This window comes from Colwellia sp. MB02u-6 (assembly GCF_014077095.1).
In the GTDB taxonomy this organism is placed as follows: domain Bacteria; phylum Pseudomonadota; class Gammaproteobacteria; order Enterobacterales; family Alteromonadaceae; genus Cognaticolwellia.
Genome location: NZ_JACGVG010000028.1, coordinates 1 through 18,485, shown reverse-complemented (window position 1 = coordinate 18,485; position 18,485 = coordinate 1). Strand labels below are relative to the sequence as shown.

At 35.2% G+C, this 18,485-nt stretch carries 19 protein-coding genes and 1 tRNA gene; 10 read left to right on the top strand and 10 right to left on the bottom strand.

What is annotated here, in order from left to right:
* The first annotated feature begins 11 nt into the window (after window positions 1–11).
* Window positions 12–1,460 carry a glyceraldehyde-3-phosphate dehydrogenase gene (locus H4J46_RS05520; protein ID WP_182232546.1) on the top strand — a complete coding sequence of 483 codons (1,449 nt, stop codon included), beginning with the start codon at window positions 12–14 and terminating at the stop codon, window positions 1,458–1,460.
* 290 nt (window positions 1,461–1,750) lie between these two features.
* On the opposite strand, the gene H4J46_RS05515 is transcribed toward H4J46_RS05520, so the two are convergent.
* The 6 genes from H4J46_RS05515 to H4J46_RS05490 all read right to left on the bottom strand — a co-directional run bounded on the left by H4J46_RS05515 (window position 1,751) and on the right by H4J46_RS05490 (window position 4,685).
* Window positions 1,751–2,083, bottom strand: a complete 333-nt coding sequence (locus tag H4J46_RS05515; RefSeq protein WP_182232545.1) for a TusE/DsrC/DsvC family sulfur relay protein — start codon at window positions 2,081–2,083, stop codon at window positions 1,751–1,753.
* Window positions 2,080–2,376 carry a sulfurtransferase complex subunit TusB gene (gene tusB / locus H4J46_RS05510; protein ID WP_182232544.1) on the bottom strand — a complete coding sequence of 99 codons (297 nt, stop codon included), beginning with the start codon at window positions 2,374–2,376 and terminating at the stop codon, window positions 2,080–2,082. Before tusB ends, H4J46_RS05515 begins: the two co-directional genes overlap by 4 nt.
* A 1-nt stretch (window position 2,377) precedes the next feature.
* Complete coding sequence (gene tusC, locus H4J46_RS05505; protein ID WP_182232543.1) at window positions 2,378–2,755, bottom strand: sulfurtransferase complex subunit TusC; 378 nt, start codon at window positions 2,753–2,755, stop codon at window positions 2,378–2,380.
* On the bottom strand, window positions 2,755–3,132 hold the full coding sequence (gene tusD, locus H4J46_RS05500) for a sulfurtransferase complex subunit TusD (protein WP_182232542.1): 378 nt from the start codon (window positions 3,130–3,132) through the stop codon (window positions 2,755–2,757). The genes tusC and tusD overlap by 1 nt, the downstream gene beginning before the upstream one ends.
* Before the next feature lie 129 nt (window positions 3,133–3,261).
* Complete coding sequence (locus H4J46_RS05495; protein WP_182232541.1) at window positions 3,262–3,927, bottom strand: Bax inhibitor-1/YccA family protein; 666 nt, start codon at window positions 3,925–3,927, stop codon at window positions 3,262–3,264.
* A 161-nt stretch (window positions 3,928–4,088) separates the two neighbouring features.
* Window positions 4,089–4,685, bottom strand: a complete 597-nt coding sequence (locus H4J46_RS05490) for a DNA-3-methyladenine glycosylase I (RefSeq protein ID WP_182232540.1) — start codon at window positions 4,683–4,685, stop codon at window positions 4,089–4,091.
* 160 nt (window positions 4,686–4,845) lie between these two features.
* Here H4J46_RS05490 and H4J46_RS05485 point away from each other — a divergent pair.
* From H4J46_RS05485 to H4J46_RS05475, 3 genes are all read left to right on the top strand, one after another.
* A tRNA-Ser gene (locus H4J46_RS05485) sits at window positions 4,846–4,936 on the top strand.
* Window positions 4,937–5,626: 690 nt separating this feature from the next.
* Complete coding sequence (locus H4J46_RS05480; RefSeq protein WP_182232539.1) at window positions 5,627–6,373, top strand: PKD domain-containing protein; 747 nt, start codon at window positions 5,627–5,629, stop codon at window positions 6,371–6,373.
* A gap of 10 nt (window positions 6,374–6,383) precedes the next feature.
* On the top strand, window positions 6,384–8,540 hold the full coding sequence (locus H4J46_RS05475) for a hypothetical protein (RefSeq protein ID WP_182232538.1): 2,157 nt from the start codon (window positions 6,384–6,386) through the stop codon (window positions 8,538–8,540).
* A 32-nt stretch (window positions 8,541–8,572) separates the two neighbouring features.
* Here the strand turns inward: H4J46_RS05475 and H4J46_RS05470 are convergent, their stop codons facing one another.
* From H4J46_RS05470 to H4J46_RS05455, 4 genes are all read right to left on the bottom strand, one after another.
* Window positions 8,573–8,848, bottom strand: a complete 276-nt coding sequence (locus tag H4J46_RS05470; RefSeq protein ID WP_182232537.1) for a hypothetical protein — start codon at window positions 8,846–8,848, stop codon at window positions 8,573–8,575.
* Window positions 8,849–8,977: 129 nt separating this feature from the next.
* A complete protein-coding gene (locus tag H4J46_RS05465; protein WP_182232536.1) occupies window positions 8,978–9,190 on the bottom strand; it encodes a hypothetical protein in 213 nt (70 codons plus the stop codon).
* A gap of 416 nt (window positions 9,191–9,606) precedes the next feature.
* Window positions 9,607–11,343: a DUF4105 domain-containing protein gene (locus H4J46_RS05460; RefSeq protein WP_182232535.1), complete on the bottom strand. Its 1,737-nt coding sequence runs from the start codon at window positions 11,341–11,343 to the stop codon at window positions 9,607–9,609.
* Window positions 11,344–11,457: 114 nt separating this feature from the next.
* Complete coding sequence (locus tag H4J46_RS05455) at window positions 11,458–11,820, bottom strand: adenosine deaminase (RefSeq protein ID WP_182232534.1); 363 nt, start codon at window positions 11,818–11,820, stop codon at window positions 11,458–11,460.
* 1,059 nt (window positions 11,821–12,879) lie between these two features.
* Here H4J46_RS05455 and H4J46_RS05450 point away from each other — a divergent pair.
* The 6 genes from H4J46_RS05450 to H4J46_RS05425 form a co-directional block, all read left to right on the top strand.
* Complete coding sequence (locus tag H4J46_RS05450; RefSeq protein WP_182232533.1) at window positions 12,880–13,332, top strand: cold shock domain-containing protein; 453 nt, start codon at window positions 12,880–12,882, stop codon at window positions 13,330–13,332.
* Window positions 13,333–13,848: 516 nt separating this feature from the next.
* A complete protein-coding gene (locus H4J46_RS05445) occupies window positions 13,849–14,241 on the top strand; it encodes a VOC family protein (protein WP_182232532.1) in 393 nt (130 codons plus the stop codon).
* A gap of 130 nt (window positions 14,242–14,371) precedes the next feature.
* Window positions 14,372–14,956: a hypothetical protein gene (locus tag H4J46_RS05440; RefSeq protein WP_182232531.1), complete on the top strand. Its 585-nt coding sequence runs from the start codon at window positions 14,372–14,374 to the stop codon at window positions 14,954–14,956.
* Window positions 14,957–15,739: 783 nt separating this feature from the next.
* On the top strand, window positions 15,740–16,207 hold the full coding sequence (locus H4J46_RS05435; RefSeq protein ID WP_182232530.1) for a tRNA-uridine aminocarboxypropyltransferase: 468 nt from the start codon (window positions 15,740–15,742) through the stop codon (window positions 16,205–16,207).
* Window positions 16,208–16,709: 502 nt separating this feature from the next.
* Window positions 16,710–17,687: a DUF1186 domain-containing protein gene (locus H4J46_RS05430; RefSeq protein ID WP_182232529.1), complete on the top strand. Its 978-nt coding sequence runs from the start codon at window positions 16,710–16,712 to the stop codon at window positions 17,685–17,687.
* Window positions 17,688–17,781: 94 nt separating this feature from the next.
* On the top strand, window positions 17,782–18,485 hold a 704-nt coding region (locus H4J46_RS05425; RefSeq protein WP_182232528.1), incomplete at its 3' end, for a radical SAM protein.

Below are 18,485 nucleotides of genomic sequence, written 5' to 3'. Positions count from 1 at the left end.
AGGTTTACGCAATGACTTCTCTTCTTGAAGAACAATATCTAGCTAGTTGGCAGGAACGTCAAACATTCGCTGAAAACATGCAGCCGATTATCGGACAATTATTTAGAAACGACGGTATAGAAATTTCTATTTACGGTCGCACATTAGTCAATGCTTCTGCCATCGATATCATTAAAGCACACAAATCAGTGGCTTTACATGAAGAAAATAAATTGCGTTTACGTGAAAGTTCTCCCTTTATTCAAGCTTTAGCTAATATGTCATTAGCACCTGCGCGTGTGGACGTAGGTAAATTAGCTTACCGTTATTTATTTAAAGGTGAAGCGAATGGCTTGTCAATTGAACAATTTTTAGAAAAAGAATTAGCCTCCATCGCTAAAGATACCGACGTACAAGAATCTAAAGACGTTGTACTTTACGGTTTTGGTCGTATTGGTCGTTTGTTAGCGCGTTTATTAATTGAACGTGCTGGCCCCAACGCTAAGCTTAAGTTACGCGCCATTGTTATTCGCCCAGGTAAAGAAGATGATTTAGAAAAACGTGCAAGCTTACTGCGTCGTGATTCAGTGCACGGTGCCTTTAACGGTAGTATTACCATTGATAAAGAAAATAACGTTATTAAAGCGAACGGTGCTTTTATTCAAATTATTTATGCTAAAGCACCATCAGAAATTGATTACACTGCTTATGGTATCAATAACGCTTTAGTGGTTGATAATACTGGGATTTGGAGTGATGAAGAGGGCTTAGGACAACATTTACAATCAAAAGGTGTTGCTAAAGTTTTACTAACCGCACCGGCTAAAGGTGAGATTAAAAACATCGTATACGGTGTAAACGAAGATATGATTTTAGCAGAAGACACCATGATTTCTGCAGCAAGTTGTACAACCAACGCGATTACGCCGGTACTTAAAGCACTCAATGATGAGTTTGGTATTCGCAATGGTCATGTTGAGACTGTACATTCATATACTAATGATCAGAACTTAATTGATAATTACCATCCAGCGCCGCGTCGTGGCCGTAGTGCGCCATTGAATATGGTGATCAGTACTACGGGTGCAGCTAAAGCGGTAGCAAAAGCATTACCTGAATTAAAAGGTTTGTTAACGGGTAATGCGATTCGCGTTCCTACGCCGAATGTTTCAATGGCTATTATGAACTTGAACTTGAAAAAAGAGACCAGTAAAGCGCAATTAAACGATTATTTACGTAACATCTCTTTAAACTCTAAATTACAAAATCAAGTTGATTACACCGCTTCGACTGAAATTGTATCCACTGATTTAGTCGGTTCACGTTACGCTGGTGTTGTTGATTCTCAAGCAACGATTGTTGATGGTGATCGCGCTGTACTATACGTATGGTATGACAATGAGTTTGGTTATAGCTGTCAGGTAGTGCGTGTGATGTTAGCAATGTCAGGTATTGATGTACCCACATTACCCTTCACATAACGAATGATAGATAACAAAATGTAAAGTTAGTTTATTCTAATCAGCGTTTACCTTGTAGGTAAGCGCTTTTTTTTGCCAATAAATATCAAGACTCTCCTTGGCTTAACACCTGTTTAATTAAGTGTTTTACTTTTTTATGAGGAAGAATGGCTAAATACAAGGCATAAAATTTGATAAATAGTTAGCTGCTTATAAATTTTTTAACATTATGGATTTTAATTTTAACAATTAAAATCAGGTAGATAATTAATTATCTCAGCGTTTTAAGCTCATTGGCTAGATAAGCCAAGTTAAATGCACCTAGCCGGTTTTGGCAAGCCTGCATACTTAGTGGCTTGTTTAGCAGGCCCTTCTTTAAACAAGCGATATAAATAACGACTGTTGGCCTTCTCTTCACCAAACTCTGCTTTCATCGCTTTGGTTAGAGCGCGAATGGCAGGTGAAGTATTGTAAGTTAGATAAAACTGCCTAACAAAGCGAATAACTTCCCAATGGGCTTCTAATAGCTCAATATCATCATTTTTTGCCAGTAATATGGCAACATTTTCGTTCCATTGTTTAAAATCGAGCAAATAGCCTTGTTTATCGGTGGCTAAGCTTTTGTTGTTATATATTATTCTCATGACCAGGTAATTGAATTGTCGTGTTTAAAAAGTAGTGCTACTACTTCGGCTAAGGTGATTGGTATAAATAAGCTATTATTAGGGCATTGTGCGCGAGCGTCAGCGTGTTGGCTTATAAAGTAAAGCGTTATGTCTTGCTGCTCGGTTAGTGTTCTAAGCAATAGGGTATGATTGAAATTATAACAACCGTCATCGATTAATAATATACTGTCTTGTGGCAAAATCATCTCAAGGCATTGTGTTAATGCATTGCTATTAAAGCCTGAGTTTCTAATAAGGTGTAGCATAGCCATGTTAAAACCTGTAAATCACGTTGTGCTGGTGTAAGCGTTGACTAAATTCTTGGTTTGATAATACTTGTATATTGTTAATATGAAAATGTGCGCTTAAGTTGCGCTCCGTTAATGACTGTTGGCAAACATAAATATTTTCAATATCGTAAAATTCAAGTGCTAAAAATGTTTTAAGGTAGTCTTTAATATCGATGGCTGAGGCATTCTGATCTCCGATCACCTGAAATACCCCATCACCTAAAAAGAACAGCGACGTGGCTTGCTCGTATGAGCCAAATATCAATGCGGCGTCTAGTGCCTCTTTACCGGCGGCATTCGAAAAAGGCGCTTGGGTATTTATAATGGCGATAGTTTTATCATGTGGTCTATTTTCTGACATTATAATTGCACCACACGTTCGGCTTTACTGGTCAACTCAACTAACTCACCTAAACCCGAAACTGTAAATGCTGAGTCTATATTTGAGCTTTCATGGTTATTTAGCTCGTCACTTAAACCACGTTTTTCTGCGGCACTAATACATAAATATAAGGGCACATTGTATTCGCTATTAAGTTGTTGCCATTGTGCTAGTGTTTGAAATTCATCACTGGGTATGGATAAATATTTAGCGGCATTTAACACACCGTCTTGATAGAAAAATACCCCAATGATACTTACACCACTATCAAACGCCGCTTTGACAAGATTAATTGCCGTTGTTGTTAAATTACTGTTGGGCGGGGTAGTCACCACTAAAGCTAACTTATTCTGCATGTTCTGCTTTTCGCCTTAATTAACGTTATTTAAATACAGCTAATAAAAAAGCCTCAATATAGAGGCTTTTTTATTTATACGTAGAGTATAAACAATTATTAATCATAGTTAATGATTTTTAACTGCTAATTAGTCATCGCTACCTAAAACCCCTAATAGGCTTAATAAGTGTACGAAAATATTATAAATATTCAAGTATAGCGAAACAGTTGCACGAATGTAGTTTGTTTCACCACCGTGAATAATGCGGCTTGTATCATATAAGATCAAACCAGACATGATCATAATAATTGCAGCACTAATAGCTAACGACAGCGCAGGAATTTGGAAAAATATATTTGCTACCATGGCAATAACTGCAACGATTAAACCAACCATTAAAAAGCCACCCATAAACGAGAAGTCTTTTTTGCTAGTTAACGCGTAGCCAGAAAGTGCAAAGAAAATTAATGCTGTGCCACCTAATGCTTGCATAATTAATGAAGCGCCGTTAGGCATTGCTGCATAATAGTTAAGCATTGGACCTAATGATGCACCCATTAAACCTGTAAAAGCAAAAATCCAAAAAATGCCACTCGCTTTATCGGCGTTTTTATTAACAACAAATAATAAACCAAATGAAACTAAGATCATTATTAGGGCCGCCATTTGAGGTAGGCCCATTGCCATAGAAATAGCAGCAGTTACGGCACTAAACGCCAAAGTCATCGAAAGTAACATATAGGTATTTTTCAATACCTTATTAATTTCAACCGCTGAACTTCGACTAGCATTTATACTAGTATTTGATTGCATAATATTTCCTCTAAGTATGCCAATTCTATTTTTTAGATATGGGCTATTGTTAAATAGTTCAAGGGTAAATTAAATATTTAACCTTTACTTCATCACTTCAGTGATAATTAATTATAAATACATTGACATATTATGGCACGGTGCATTTTGAAATACTATCTTTAACCCTGTTGAAACTTTACAATAATTTGCGAGCGTTTGTAACAGTCATTGCTATGATCGTTAACCATACCACAAGCCTGCATATGGGCATAACAAATGGTTGAACCAATAAACTTAAATCCCCGCTTTTTCAAATCTTTGCTCCAAGCATTAGACTCTTTAGAGGTAGCAGGGTAATCGTTTAATGTAGCCCAATTATTGACAATAGTTTTATGGTCTACAAAGCCCCACATATAGCGGCTAAAGCTGCCAAATTCTTTTTGAATGTCGATAAATATTTTAGCATTATTAATCACAGCATTAATTTTACCTCTGTGGCGAATAATAGCGCGGTTAACTACTAGCTCTTCAACTTTAGCATCGGTAAATAGGGCAAGAAGGTTAACGTCAAAGTTAGCGAAGGCGGCACGGTAACTATCGCGACGCTTTAAAATCGTATACCAACTTAAACCTGCCTGTGCTGATTCAAGCATTAAACATTCAAATAATTGTTGATCATCAAAAACAGGAACACCCCATTCATTATCATGATAGGCAACATAATCGGGTTTTGTTGTATCTAACCACGGACATCGACAAAGGTTTTCTTCACTCATAAGTTTTCCTTAAACATGAAATCTACTGAATTTGCTTAAATAAATGACAAATCGTTGATTTTTTTAGCAAACAAACTGTTTTATAGAATAAATCCTTTACAAGACAATTTCGAGCCTTTACTATGCGTCTCGTTCTCAAGCAGTAATGCTTTTGAACATTGGAGAGATGGCTGAGTGGTCGAAAGCACTGGTCTTGAAAACCAGCAAGGGTTTATAGCCCTTCTAGGGTTCAAATCCCTATCTCTCCGCCAAATTATAAAAAACCGCCAATCGAAAGATTAGCGGTTTTTTTTCATCTAGAATTTAGTGAACTATAATAACCTAGGATTTATAGCGCCAATCCTTCTAGGGTTCAAATCCCAATCTCTCCGCCAAATTTTATAGATAAGCCCCTGTTATCAAAGGGCTTTTTTATATCTTATACTTTCTGAACCGTCAAGAAAACCGTCAAATACTCACGTTACTATAAAAAACGACCTCATATAAAATTAATCGAACCTGATCGTAGATCAGAACCCCATAATTTTATTTAAGGTTGCAGGTGAAGCGCGTTAGCAAGCTTTTTCAAGAAACAAGTCACTCTCTATCTTAATGGTGCTCAGAATGGTATTCCAAATGCGATGTAATGGTTTGGCCTCGGCAACTATGTACGGTATGAACTCTAACTATTCTTACGGCGCAAGTGTAACATATATCCTCTAACGGCAGATGTCTTACATAATAAGCGGGTATATCTTACATTATAAATATTGTGCAAATGTTAAATTAAGCAATGAAGTAATTGTTTTAATGGAATTAATGCAAATGATTTGTATTTGAACTTTCTAGAATATAAAGGAATAACATGAAAAACACATTATTAACCTCCGCAACATTTACATCCTCATTAATCTTTTCTGGTATTACATACGCTGATGAATCAACCTAGAAGGACTCTAATTTTGCTTCAATATAATTCACATCATTTTTTGAGAAAAACCTTAACGCAATCTCTATTAATTACTTCGCTGGCGGCCTGTGGTGGTGGCTCAGATGGTGGTGGAGAAAAACCAGCGCCTTCTCCTACTAATAAAACACCTATAGCTAACGCAGGAGAAGACAAAACTGTTGATGAAGGAAGTAGTGTTACTTTATTAGGTAGTGGTACTGATTCAGATGGCACTATTTCAAGTTATAGCTGGACTCAAACATCAGGTGAGTCTGTAACGATTGATAATGCCTCTAGTAGTTCAGCAAGCTTTGATATAACAACTAATACTCAAGTCACATTAACTTTTCAGTTAACCGTAACAGACAATGATGGAGCAACAGGTAAAGATACCGTTAGCTTTATAGTAAACTCTGTTAATGAAGCGCCTATATTGTCACAGATTGAAAACAAAGCTACTTACCAAGACACAGCCATAGAAATAGCGCTAACTGCTAGTGATTCAAATGGAGATACGCTTAGCTATAGTACTTCACTGTCAAATAATGCTAATTTTGAAGTAAATATTTCAGATGATATTTTGCATATCACTCCTATCAATCAATATGTTGGCGATGAGGTGATTGCAGTAAATGTGTCAGATGGTGAGCTAGAAGATAGTACTGAGTTTACCTTACAGGTTCTTCAAGTATCTATTCCTCCTTTAACACAAATACCATCAGATGAAATTTCAACGCCACCACCAATGCCAGTATTCTAAGGAAAGAACCATGAAAAAATATTTATTATTATTACTAGTTGCTGCGTCTTCATTAACTCAAGCAGCAACATTTAATGTATCAACTACTCCAGAGCTGAGAATTGCATTATCAACAGCAGCAACAAACGGTGAAGATGACACTATTAACCTTGCTGATGGAACTTATAAAACCACTGATGATGGAGAAGGTACATTTATTTATTTAAGTAATGAGTCCAATTCATTGATTATTCAAGGTTCCTCAGCCGATAATGCAATCTTAAGTGGAAATTATCAAACAGGTATTATCAACTTTAAATCGACTCAAACTGTGGCAAAAATCAACTTAACAAACATTTCTTTTTTAAATGGAAAAAATATTGAGGGCGGTGGCATTTACTCTACATTACACTTGAATATAAAAGGCTCTGCCTTTGCAGTTAATTCATCTGAAATAGGCTCTGCAATATATGGTAAAAATTTAACAATACAAAGTACTCAATTTATTAAGAACTCTTTTAATGGAATTCCAGTTCCAGGTGAACGCTTAGGAGGGAGTACTGTTTACTCAGCAAATACCTATATTGATGATTCAACCTTTGATTCCAACAATACACAGAATGTAGTATCTGCAAATAATAGTGGTCCCGATGATAGCCTTAGAAATATAAAAGTAACAAACTCGAATTTTAATAATAATGGAGATACAAGTGATAGTTCTCCTATATTATTTAATCCGTCTTGGGGACTTTATGGCTCCTCTTCTATATTAAGTACGAATTGGGGGATTACTGTTAACAATAGTATATTTATTAATAACAACATTAAAAAGAGCATAAGGTCTGGAAATGCTTATTATAATCAAAAATCATCAATAAAAAATTCAATATTTGTTAATTCTGGCACAGCAGTTTTACTGAGTAAAAAAAATACAATAGAAAATTCATTGTTTAACAATAGTAACCTTTACTTGTCATATATAGATAATAATATATATAACACAATAATATTATCCTCAAGTATCAATGGCTCACGTGTCAGTGGAGAGCCAATTATAAACATTGAAAACTCCTATTTAGATTTAAATGATGTTGCTATAACTGTGGTTACTGAATCAATTATTTTTAATAATGTAACGCTAGGTTTTGTAAGTGAAATTAATGATAATTACAACCTTACAGGTGTATCAGATTTAATAGATGTAGGTACAGCAGTTATAGATGATATCGACTTACTAATAACGGATTTAAATGGAAATGATAGGATTTCAGGCGGCAATATAGACATAGGGCCTTATGAATTTAGTTCCACAAAGCCAACTATAAATTTTGTAACATATACAGGGACAGCTAAAGAGCAAAGTGAGCTTACATTTACTACAGATTACACATTGGCCGATGGTAGGGGTGTAATTGATGTTTCATATGACTATTTGAATGATGAAAACTATACCTCTTTAAATACCTATACCTACAATACAGCAGGAACTTATACGGTTAACGTAAAAGTAACTGATAGTGAAGGCGAGTTTTCTACTTCAAGTCTAGGTGTAGCTATTAGTGAGCTACCTTGGAATGAAATGACTTACGAACAAAGGCTTATCAAAGCGGTTTCTCCTGAATATTATGAACTACTTATTTCTGAAATTGATATTGAAAAATCTAAATCTTTCTCATCAGGTAAGCATTATGTTCAAAATAACCTTACTGAGTTCAGTTTAGTTACTGAAGCCGCTCAAGCAATAGCAGTAGCGGCCTCAAATACGTCTGGTATCACCACAGGTAAGCAGTATGTACAAAATAACCTTGCTGAGTTCAGTTTAGTTACTGAAGCAGCTCAAGCAACTGCAGTAGCAGCAGTAGCAGCAGCAGCAGCAACAACTGGTATAACTGATGGTGAAAATAATGTAATCAATAATCCAGTAACTTATGGTCTTAATATAGTTGTAGGTTTATCTAAAGAAGGTCTTGCTCAGTTACCTTCTGGTTGGAAGATGATCTCTATACCTGAAGATGTTACTGATTTAGGTATTTTCAATGATGCTAAAATTGTGTGGTTCTTTAACAACGAGACTCAAGCATGGACTGGCTACAGCTCAAACACTAATACGGCTCAACAACTGGAAGACAAGAATATCGGGATTATTACTAGCTTAAGTGCTGGTGATGGTGTTTTTATCGAGATGTAGTTTTACCATTAGATGCTAGGTTCTTAAACAACTTAGCATCTAATTTTTAATTTACGTGAATTATTTTTCTTTAAAACAGTATTAAGCCAATTCTGATTTCTTTCAGGGCGATTATCTTCTGTAATCCAAGTACGCTTTACTTTAATATGAGGTAAAGTACTTACCAAAGTAGCTAGCTTTACTTCATTAACATCAGTAAATAAACGACCACCTTCTTCTCTCTGTGAGTCACCATACTTAAACGATAAGGTGCTAAAAGTAGTAAGTAAGTCGCTCTCAGGTACGTGTAGAGGGAAGCACAACACCATATAGCATCATACTTATCAATATGAAAAGCATCTATTACATTATTGAAACCAAGCTTAATCGTTTGGCCTATTAACTTCTCATGGCTTAAACTGCCATTATTATAACTACTACAAGCACTTAAAAACGCACTAGATTTTGACGTTATTGTGTTGTAGGTGTTCACATAGCTGATGGCTAAAAGGGGCTGCTAATTGCTCCATTTTAACTAAGTCATTAGGTACAGCATGAAGCTCATATAGAGACTTAGCTAAAGCAAATTTGTAAGAAGCTACATTTCGACCAAACAGTATGATAGCTCGCCAGTAATTATCTAACGTTGGTTCAACTTCGTAAAATTCCATTTTATGCAGCTCTTAAATACTTTGAGTTATAATAACGAATATATCGTCAACGTATAGTAAAAAATAAATATTGAGCTTAGTTAACCAACAGCGAGGCCAGAGTATTATCAGGTGAGTTCGAAGGGTGCAATTAATCGACTAGGTAAGATGATAGCCTTAATGGTTACTCAGTCATTAGCAGATGCTAAAGACGGTGTCCCTCAAGTCATGTGATTATTTGGATTAGATCCTACAAAATTAATAATAGAACATTATAAAACAACAACTAAGTACGATTTATAGACATCAGCTATCGGTTGCTCTTTAAGTCAACTGCTCACTATTAGTTAGTGGGCAGTTTTATCATTAAGCTTTTAAGGCGTTCTTGAAGGTATATGGTTAAACTAAAGATCAACTTGTACGTATCACAAAGATACCTAAAACCTATATCTTAAACGCATCCCATACGACTTAGTTGATTTAATAGAATTCCAATATTTGATGTAATCAGCGGACAGGTATAAGTCTCTTTTAATTTGCCAGTCAAGAAAGAGTGAAGATGTATTTAAGACTAGATCGGACTTTTGTTTATTAAAACTAATACTATTCTGAACATGTAATTTTATGCCGCCAATCAAATATACGTATGCTCCTAATTGTGGTGTTGTATACAAGTAGGTTGAGTTGCTGTCACTGCCAATACCTAGTGCAGTTTCAAAATATGCTCCGATGTCTTGGTTAAATTCATAAGTAAACCCAAGTTTTCCTTCTATAAAGGCGTTTAACTTTCCAGTAAGCTTGACATCATTATGTCTCTCTAATCCAAATCGAAAACCCGTTGAATACCCTTTTAATGTATTATCAAAAGGGATCATAGAATGCATAGAGTAGACAATAAAATTATCAAGTTTAATATTGTTAGATTCCGGATTATACAATATATCAAGTGATGCAAGTGTAAGTGTTGTTTCCCCAAAAACGTGCTTCTTGTTATCGCCTTGATGACTTGCCACAGGAAATAGATTAATTGACAGCCAGTCTTTTTTATTTTCACTTCGCCAACCAACAGCAACTTGTCCATCAGGTGACGCAGCAGTAGGCATTTTATAATCACTTACTTCAAGCTGAAAATTGGGCGATTTTGTCGTTAATTGCTCAATTTTTATATTGTTTCTCTCATAAACGTCGTTATTAATTAAATTTTTTCTCACGGAAAACTTATTGTAAGCTTTGTAAAATGCTATGGTCAGCAACTTGTCTCTTTCCGAAGAAATTGTTTTCAAATCAATATTTGCACTATGGACAGACTGTATTGCTTTGGTTATTACTTCTTGTGGTAAGTTATCAATTAATGCACGTAGTTCCCATTCTTCTGATGGGATAAGATTGGTCTTCTCTACTAAATTATTTTCTTCGACGAAATGAACAACGTCTAGAGGTGTTAGCCATGATTGTAATGTCGGAATTGTCTCTGGTACGGAGCTAGCAATTAATAACTGAGTAACTGTGGCACAATTATAAGTATGAAAGAAGTATGATAAATCAGTACTGCCGAGTTCCCAAGTAATATCCCGAATAAGCTGCTTTTGAATATCTGATAATGAAAGTTTATACTCCCAAATGTTTCTTAGTTCAATGTTTAAATAGTTATTTACAAAATCAGAGTAAGGGGCTATTTGAAAAATACCTTTTTTTCCCGTGACTAAACTATCGTAAAGGATTTTAGGAACATTAAAACCTTTTAGTTCAGTGAAAAAAGTGATGCCGTGGCTTACGTTTAAACCTTTATCATTGATACCATCCATCCTTAGCATAATGTGACCCAGCATCGAACTGGCATTCTTTACGTTTTCTGAAGCGTATATTAAATAAATATCAGCAATGGGTACTTTGTGTAAATACTCTTGATAACTATCACAATGGCTTAAATCTAATGTCTCATTAAAATCCAAAAATTCTTGTAAAAAATTTATTCTAGCAGGGTAGTTGCATTCACTTTGTTTGTCATTAAGAATCAATTCAAGGGTTAACGCCATTTCTTTTTCTACTGAAAAATTGTTAGCACTTAGGTAGCGTTCATAGTTAGAATTGATTGGTTGCCCGTTTTTTACGTGGAGAATCGCTTGCCAAATCGGATGTTCAAAAAGTACAAGTTTTTTAGACTGTTCAACCAATTCGCTGGTATCTTTAGTAGGTGATGTAACGTTTGATGATAAAGCATATACGCTAAAATGGCATATAAAAAAGGAAGCGAATAGGCTTCCTTTAAATAATAAGTGATACATAGTTTAGTTGCAGCTAATAGTCACTGAATCTTGATATTTCCACATTTTAGCTGTCCCATAATCAGTACTAGAACCCAAAACACCACCACTAAGAAGATTTACGAAGAACGTAGTCTCCACTTCTTTGTTTAAGGCAGTATTACTTGTACAAGCCGCATCTTTAGTGATTAAAATTTTATCTTTATTTTCTTTTTCTACAATTACTATACCAGGTACAGCCTGAATGTTCCCATCAACTTCGACATCAATTTTTTTACCATTACTAGTAGAAACATTCATTTTATGAGTATCATCTGTGAGAATTGTGGAACAGCCAGATGCGAATATAGTCGCAATAGCTAAAGTAAATATAACCTTTAATTTCATCTTATAGAGTCCTTTATTAAATACATCCCTGAGACAGTTCATCCCTGAGTCGGCAGAATTTTACCGAAGTAAAATTTAAAAAGCAACCTTGGGAGTATTTTCCTTTCCATATAGAAAATACTATTTCTTTCAATATGTTAAAGTACTGTTAATAGGTGGCGTACGCCCAAAAAAATATGATTGCTCGCCAGTAATTATCTAACGTTGGTTCAACTTCGTAAAATTTCATTTTATGCAGTTCTTAAATGTTTTAAGTTATAACAAATGATTGAATAGGTGCGGTTTTAGATCTTTTTCACGGTTTAAATTTTTTAGTTAAGCTTTAGCATTACTTAAAAGTTTTATGGCTTTAAATTATCCTGTATTAACCCTAAAGGCCGAACCAAGATATAAAACTACTCCCTTGTCAGCTTCATATTTGTAATAGAGACTTAACAATACCTGTTATTAACTTTTTAAAACTAGCGGTTGATTTATCTTATGGTGATTACCTGTTTCATGGGTACCGCTTTAGTTTTTCAAAACTCAGGAGAGAGCACTGTAGGCTTGATGCTGTTCTGTTAGAGCCTCAGCAGCTAGGTCATATGAGGGCAATAAGGTCAAAGCCTCTTATAATCATACTATGCGGCTTGAAGAATGAAGGGAGTTGATTGAGTAATTGTCTAATTACCTAGTTAAATTGACAGGATAAGTTTGAAGTTTTTTTCTTTCATTTTTTACTGGTAATTAACTTAATTATTGCACAATGAAACCATTTTCGTATGATGCTAGTCTGTCGATTAATAGATTAATAATGCATTACGACTTTGATGACTTTCAGGATGAATATGACCTGATAAGACAGAGTCACACCAACAGCTTTGATCACGATCAGTATGGTGAATACTACGTCCAAACAGTGAAAGCTTTTATGACCTAGATGTTTTCTCTCTGGAATACGCTAAGTCTCTATTTCATGGGTTGGGCGACCGAGCTAGGTATAAAGGTTTTTAACCGAGTTGGCAAAAATTCCCATCAGAGGATTATTTTGATGATGAGGGGAAAAGTATACAATTTTCCATGGATAATCCTCACGACCTGTATCATCCGAACAATCAAACTATACTTAATCCTGCAACAATGCCAGATACGCCAATAGAACCTGAGGAATTTGTAGAGAAGGTGGTAGTTCAGTTAGCATCTAAAAGCGTTCTAATATCTAAGGATATGCCTGAGCTTTTGGAGCATATGTGCCGACTGTTTAACTTTTCTATTCGTCCCAATATAGAGCTTCCTAAAACTGTTAGAAATCTTGTCTTTCCTGCTCAGACAGGTACTGGAAAGTCGGTATCAGTGCAAGTTTATGTATCAATGCTGGAAAATTATTCTGTAATAATTGTTGTGGCTAAAGTCGAGGAGGCGATTATAGGCGATGAAAAGGATTTGAATGAAGGAGATCAGGTTCAATTAACTATATCTCAAGGAAAGAAAGGTCCAGAAGCAAATCAAGTTCTAGTTCTTGGTAATAAATAAACTAACAAAGCACTCAAAAGGGCAAAAAATAGTTGGTTTTTGCTCCTTCGTCGCTTATTTTAACCAACTATCATTTGCCTCTTAGTGAGGCGTTAGTTGCATCAGCATGTGAGGCATACCATGGAAGGAATATTAAACGTTTTATTACCATCAATCGTAATAGTTTTAATTATACATTTACTAAAATTGGTGTCGTTATTTCGATTCGTACTATTACTTTTTTTAGCTATTGCATCTACATTCTTTGTGGACTTCTTTTATTGTGAAATCCTTAACTCTAGTTGTTCATCTGATCCATTGGTCGGGTTAGGTTATATAATTCACTCAACTTTAGTGGTGACTGTTTCATTTGTTCTTGAAATTGTTCGGACAAATTTGTTAATTCATCTAAAAAGTAAATACAGCTAACAAGTCGTTAAAGCAGAACAAATAACAGTTGGCTTTTACTCCTGCGTCGCTTATTTTAGGCAACAATTATTTGCCCCTTAACGAGGCGTTATATACCAAGGAGATTAGGTGCTTAAATCGATTCATCATGCTGCTATAATTTGCTCAGATTATAAAAAATCTAAGAGATTTTATGTTTCAATTCTTGGACTAGAGGTTATAGCTGAGAATTATCGGGAAGAGCGAGATTCATTTAAACTCGATCTAAAATTACCAGATGGTGGTCAAATAGAATTATTTTCTTTCCCTAATTCACCGGATAGACCCAGTTTCCCTGAAGCTCTAGGTTTAAGGCATTTGGCATTTAATGTAGAGTCTGTTGAATCGGTTAGAAATTACCTTTTGTCTCAAAGCGTGGATGTTGAGCCGATTAGGCTAGATGAATATACTAATAAAAAGTTTACCTTTTTTAGTGACCCTGATGGTCTACCATTAGAGCTATATGAGCAAGTTGGCATATAACAAGCTAATTAATAAGGACAGAAAACAGTTTGCTGCTTTCGTCCCTCAACATTTTAGCCAACAATTTTTTGCCCATTATTAGGGCGTTAGGTTTAGCTTCAACTATTATCTCAAAATAGGACGTGGAAATTTGAGCTCTCAAGATCTGAAAATTTATACCACTTGTTTGAGTATCGTTATTTTAATATTTATAATTGATATCAACTTACCTTTAGGTGTCGCAGGGGGAGTCCCATACATCACAGTTATACTGATTACTCTTTGGGCTACAAAGCAAAGTCCAATCATCTACTTCGCTGTTCTTTGTTCAATAATGGTTGCTCTAGGGTACTACTTCTCTCCTGCTGGTGGTGAAGAGTGGAAGGTCTTCTTTAACCGTGCTTTGGCTATCTTCGCGGTATGGGTAACAGCTATTTTAGTATTCAAATGGAAAGCTCACAGCAAAGAAATTGTTGACATTAAAAATAATGCAGCCAAAGAAAAAGAAGAGATTTATTTGGCTACAATTCACAGTTCGCAGCACATAATCAACAACTTGCTAAATCAACTTCAATATATTAAATGCATCATTGAGGCTCAACCAGAATTTAACAAAGAAGATGTAGAATTATTTGACGAAATATTAGAAGAAGGTTCTTTACTAATGAGTAAGCTCTCATCAGTCAAAAAAATTAGCAAAGATGCAATTAAAGTCGCTGTTCATCCAGACAATTAAAACCTAACAAATTAAGTAAGTGGGACGCAGTAAACTGCGCCCTTCTTAAGGCGTTACCGATACAAAACCTAATGTCGCGAATGTAGTAAAAGTGATATTAATCCGCGTGTAAAGTTAACCATCTTAATTTTGGATTCAAAAAAACTAAGAAAGAAAGCACATGATAAACTGGTGCTTTCTTTCTGTTTAGGTTGACAAAATAGCCGGGGTTATACAAAGTCAATGCATTCACTAATTGCCAACTTTGGTTTGGATTTTTATTGTTACGTATTAAAAATTTAAAGTTTTTTCAAAGTTGAAAGGATGCAGTTTAAATCCCTATCTCACTAACAAAATATAAAAGACTGCTAATTGAAAAATTAGCAGTTTTTTTCTTCTATCTATAAGGGTTATATGATTTTATAGAATTTCTAGCGTTCAATACTTTTATAGATACTACACGCTGAAGGGTAGACCTATGTGTAGCCTTTCTCTAATATTTGTCTTTATAGTTAACAGCACTTTGGTTAATTACAGTAGTTTACTGGTGCAAAGTATTATTGTTACTCTGTTACTCACTTTTGCGCTAATAGTATTTAAACATAAGATTGATTATTTGTTAGATATAAATACAGTTGGCTTTTTATCCTTTGCCGCTTATCTAGCCCATTCTATTATTACCCAGTGAATCCTGGTATGGCTCTACATTTCACTTGAAGCGCTTAATGTAGATTTTGTGCTAACCATTGCAGGTCTGGCGAACAAGCTTTACAACAATAATTTAAAGCGGAACAATACATAATAATGAAAATATTTTTACTTACACATGAGCGCGAATTACATAGGGCAACTAATACCGGCGCTCTTGCACTAGAAAGTGCTAATGAAATTGTTGAACGTATACTCTGGCAAAGAGTAACCCCTAATAAAGACCTTACTCGACTCATAGAAAATAATGAGGCGGTATTATTATATTCGAAGGCAGAATCATCGTCTGCTGTATCAAGACCAACAATTGAAGAGTATGAAAATATTATTATTATTGATGGCACATGGCAGGAAGCAAAAAAAATCTTCAACCAGAGCTCGTATTTAAAAAATGCGCCAAAATGTACTTTAAAAACGGTAAATGATTCGTTATATAAACTTAGGGCCAATCAACCTAAAGGTGGCCTATGTACCATCGAATGCATAATCGAAGTATTAAGGCTTAAAGGACAACATAAAATGGCAACAGAATTATCATTAAAATTTGAGCAATTTAATGGCTAAAAACTTAAACAGAAGATTAAATTACAGATTACGGACTGCGTTTACGCTATTTTCAATCCAATCAACAAGCTATATAAGAAAACTCACCTAACCTACTGTAAGGAAATTTTTTATTCCAAATAAAGCCAGGTTGGCTTAAACCTTGTTCTTAATTTTACAACTAGTGTGTTCTAGTTAAATTGGGATGTTAAATTTATTGCAGCGAAACTAGATCAATTTGAACGTTATAGTGATCAATCAATTGAAAATTCGGTTGAATCTGATGCTTTGCATGGTAACGGTAATAATAAGTGTTTAAGATACCCCCATCATCATACAAATTGCTTGTTTTATTCGCTTTAAAAAGCCAGTTACCCTGTTGCATTCAATCCTAATAGCCGGCTATTAGTAAATCATGCGCCTTGTAGTTAACATTTTTAACCCTACTAAAATCTACGCACTTTGCATGGTCATAACATTCGGCATTTGCCACTCATCATTGATTATTTAACGCGGAATTTACATGAATTTAGAACAAGCTTTATTGGAAATAGGTAATGCACATGACAACGAACTACCTGTTGCCGCGCTCGACGTAGCTAAAACGAATTGGTCAGCATTTTATGCTGAATTAGAGCAGGTAATAGATCAATTTGTCGCAGATGATAGTTCGCTAACCGATGAGCAGAATGCCGTTTTATTTTTTGGCACCTTATTATTAGCAGAGTTAAAATATTCTCCCGCGCTATCAAAGTGCTTGCAACTTTTTTCGTGCAGTGACGCTTTTTTAACGCCTATTGAAGGGGTATTTGGTGATGCGATTACTGAATTAACATCAACCTTATTTTATAATGTCGCCAATGGTAATACACAAGCTTTGTCTGACTATATTGTTGCTAGTCATCAAGCGATGTATGGTAAAGCTTCTGCTATGGAAGCGGTATTTGCTCAATACGAAGTGGGCACTATTGATCAGGCTGAATTAAGTGAACATATCACGCTATGGTTAGCCGCATTTTTGGCTTTACCCAGTTCAATCAGCAGTTTTTTAATTAGCGCATTAGCTGATTATTGTATCGAATATCAACTTGATGATCTTAAAGGTCAGTTTTTTGACTTATGTGATAAAGACGTATTTGATGAATACCGCTTTAAACAAGATGAAGTAAAAGCATGGAAAAGCCTTAATGCGCGTAAGTTGATTGAGTCTGGCATCATTCAAACAGAGTTTAATCTTGTTGATACCTTAAATTCCTGGGCTGAAGGTGATGGCTCAGATGATGAGGTATTCGACAATCCTTCAATCGATAGCCTTTCAAACGACAACCTTGATGTATTTGATTCGTTAATGGGCGAGGGTGGTTTGTTGTCTAATATCTTGTACGACGAAAATACAATTTTAGAAAACAGTGTGCCCGTAAGTTCATTAGCAAAAGCTAATCGCAATGATCCTTGCCCGTGTGGCAGCCAGAAGAAATATAAGAAGTGTTGTTTACAGTAAAATAGTAAGCTGGAATAGCCAAAATAAGATTGCTGAATAACATCAGCAATCACACCATCATCAGGTATTTAATCAAAGGTATTTAAAAAGCAGTATGGCAGAGCAATTAAATCATCCCGAACTAACGGTTACCCAGCTTCATTTAACTGAAGATCATACCTCAGATGCCACAAAACCTGATGCAATAAAAGAGTGTACAAAGGTTGCTGAGAAAAACAGTGATGAAATCGATAAAACTGTGCCTAAAATTGTGCTTGCTACCCTCAATGCTAAATACTTTCACACCAGTTTTGGTTTACGTTATCTTTACGCTAATTTAAAAGAATTACAGGATTACTGTGAAATAAAAGAGTTTATTATACAAACTCGCGCTATTGATATTGTTGAACAAATATTAGTGTCAAAGCCTGATATTGTTGGGTTTGGGGTCTATATATGGAACATTGTTGAAACCACCGATGTGGTTAGCTTATTAAAAGTTATCGCACCTGACATTAAGATTATTTTAGGTGGGCCTGAAGTAAGTTATGAAACTGAGCAGCAAGCCATTGTTGCCAATGCTGATTATGTATTAACAGGTCCGGCTGATTTAAGTTTTTATCAACTGTGTAAAGACATTATAAATAACTCGCCACCCGATAAAAAAATAGTTCACTCAAAACCCGTTGAATTAAATGAGCTAGCATCACCTTATCAGTATTATACCGATGAAGATTTAACCCATCGTCTGCTATATGTTGAAGCCTCGCGTGGTTGTCCGTTTAAGTGTGAATTTTGTTTATCGTCTTTAGATAAAAC

Coding starts and splice junctions, on each gene's coding strand:
- H4J46_RS05470 (WP_182232537.1), bottom strand. CDS start 8,848: ATGGTGTTGTGCTTCCCTCTACACGTACCTGAGAGCGACTTACTTACT.
- H4J46_RS05435 (WP_182232530.1), top strand. CDS start 15,740: ATGAAAATATTTTTACTTACACATGAGCGCGAATTACATAGGGCAACT.
- tusB (WP_182232544.1), bottom strand. CDS start 2,376: ATGGCTATGCTACACCTTATTAGAAACTCAGGCTTTAATAGCAATGCA.
- H4J46_RS05465 (WP_182232536.1), bottom strand. CDS start 9,190: ATGGAATTTTACGAAGTTGAACCAACGTTAGATAATTACTGGCGAGCT.
- H4J46_RS05490 (WP_182232540.1), bottom strand. CDS start 4,685: ATGAGTGAAGAAAACCTTTGTCGATGTCCGTGGTTAGATACAACAAAA.
- tusD (WP_182232542.1), bottom strand. CDS start 3,132: ATGCAGAATAAGTTAGCTTTAGTGGTGACTACCCCGCCCAACAGTAAT.
- H4J46_RS05520 (WP_182232546.1), top strand. CDS start 12: ATGACTTCTCTTCTTGAAGAACAATATCTAGCTAGTTGGCAGGAACGT.
- tusC (WP_182232543.1), bottom strand. CDS start 2,755: ATGTCAGAAAATAGACCACATGATAAAACTATCGCCATTATAAATACC.
- H4J46_RS05475 (WP_182232538.1), top strand. CDS start 6,384: ATGAAAAAATATTTATTATTATTACTAGTTGCTGCGTCTTCATTAACT.
- H4J46_RS05450 (WP_182232533.1), top strand. CDS start 12,880: ATGGATAATCCTCACGACCTGTATCATCCGAACAATCAAACTATACTT.
- H4J46_RS05515 (WP_182232545.1), bottom strand. CDS start 2,083: ATGAGAATAATATATAACAACAAAAGCTTAGCCACCGATAAACAAGGC.
- H4J46_RS05495 (WP_182232541.1), bottom strand. CDS start 3,927: ATGCAATCAAATACTAGTATAAATGCTAGTCGAAGTTCAGCGGTTGAA.
- H4J46_RS05430 (WP_182232529.1), top strand. CDS start 16,710: ATGAATTTAGAACAAGCTTTATTGGAAATAGGTAATGCACATGACAAC.
- H4J46_RS05455 (WP_182232534.1), bottom strand. CDS start 11,820: ATGAAATTAAAGGTTATATTTACTTTAGCTATTGCGACTATATTCGCA.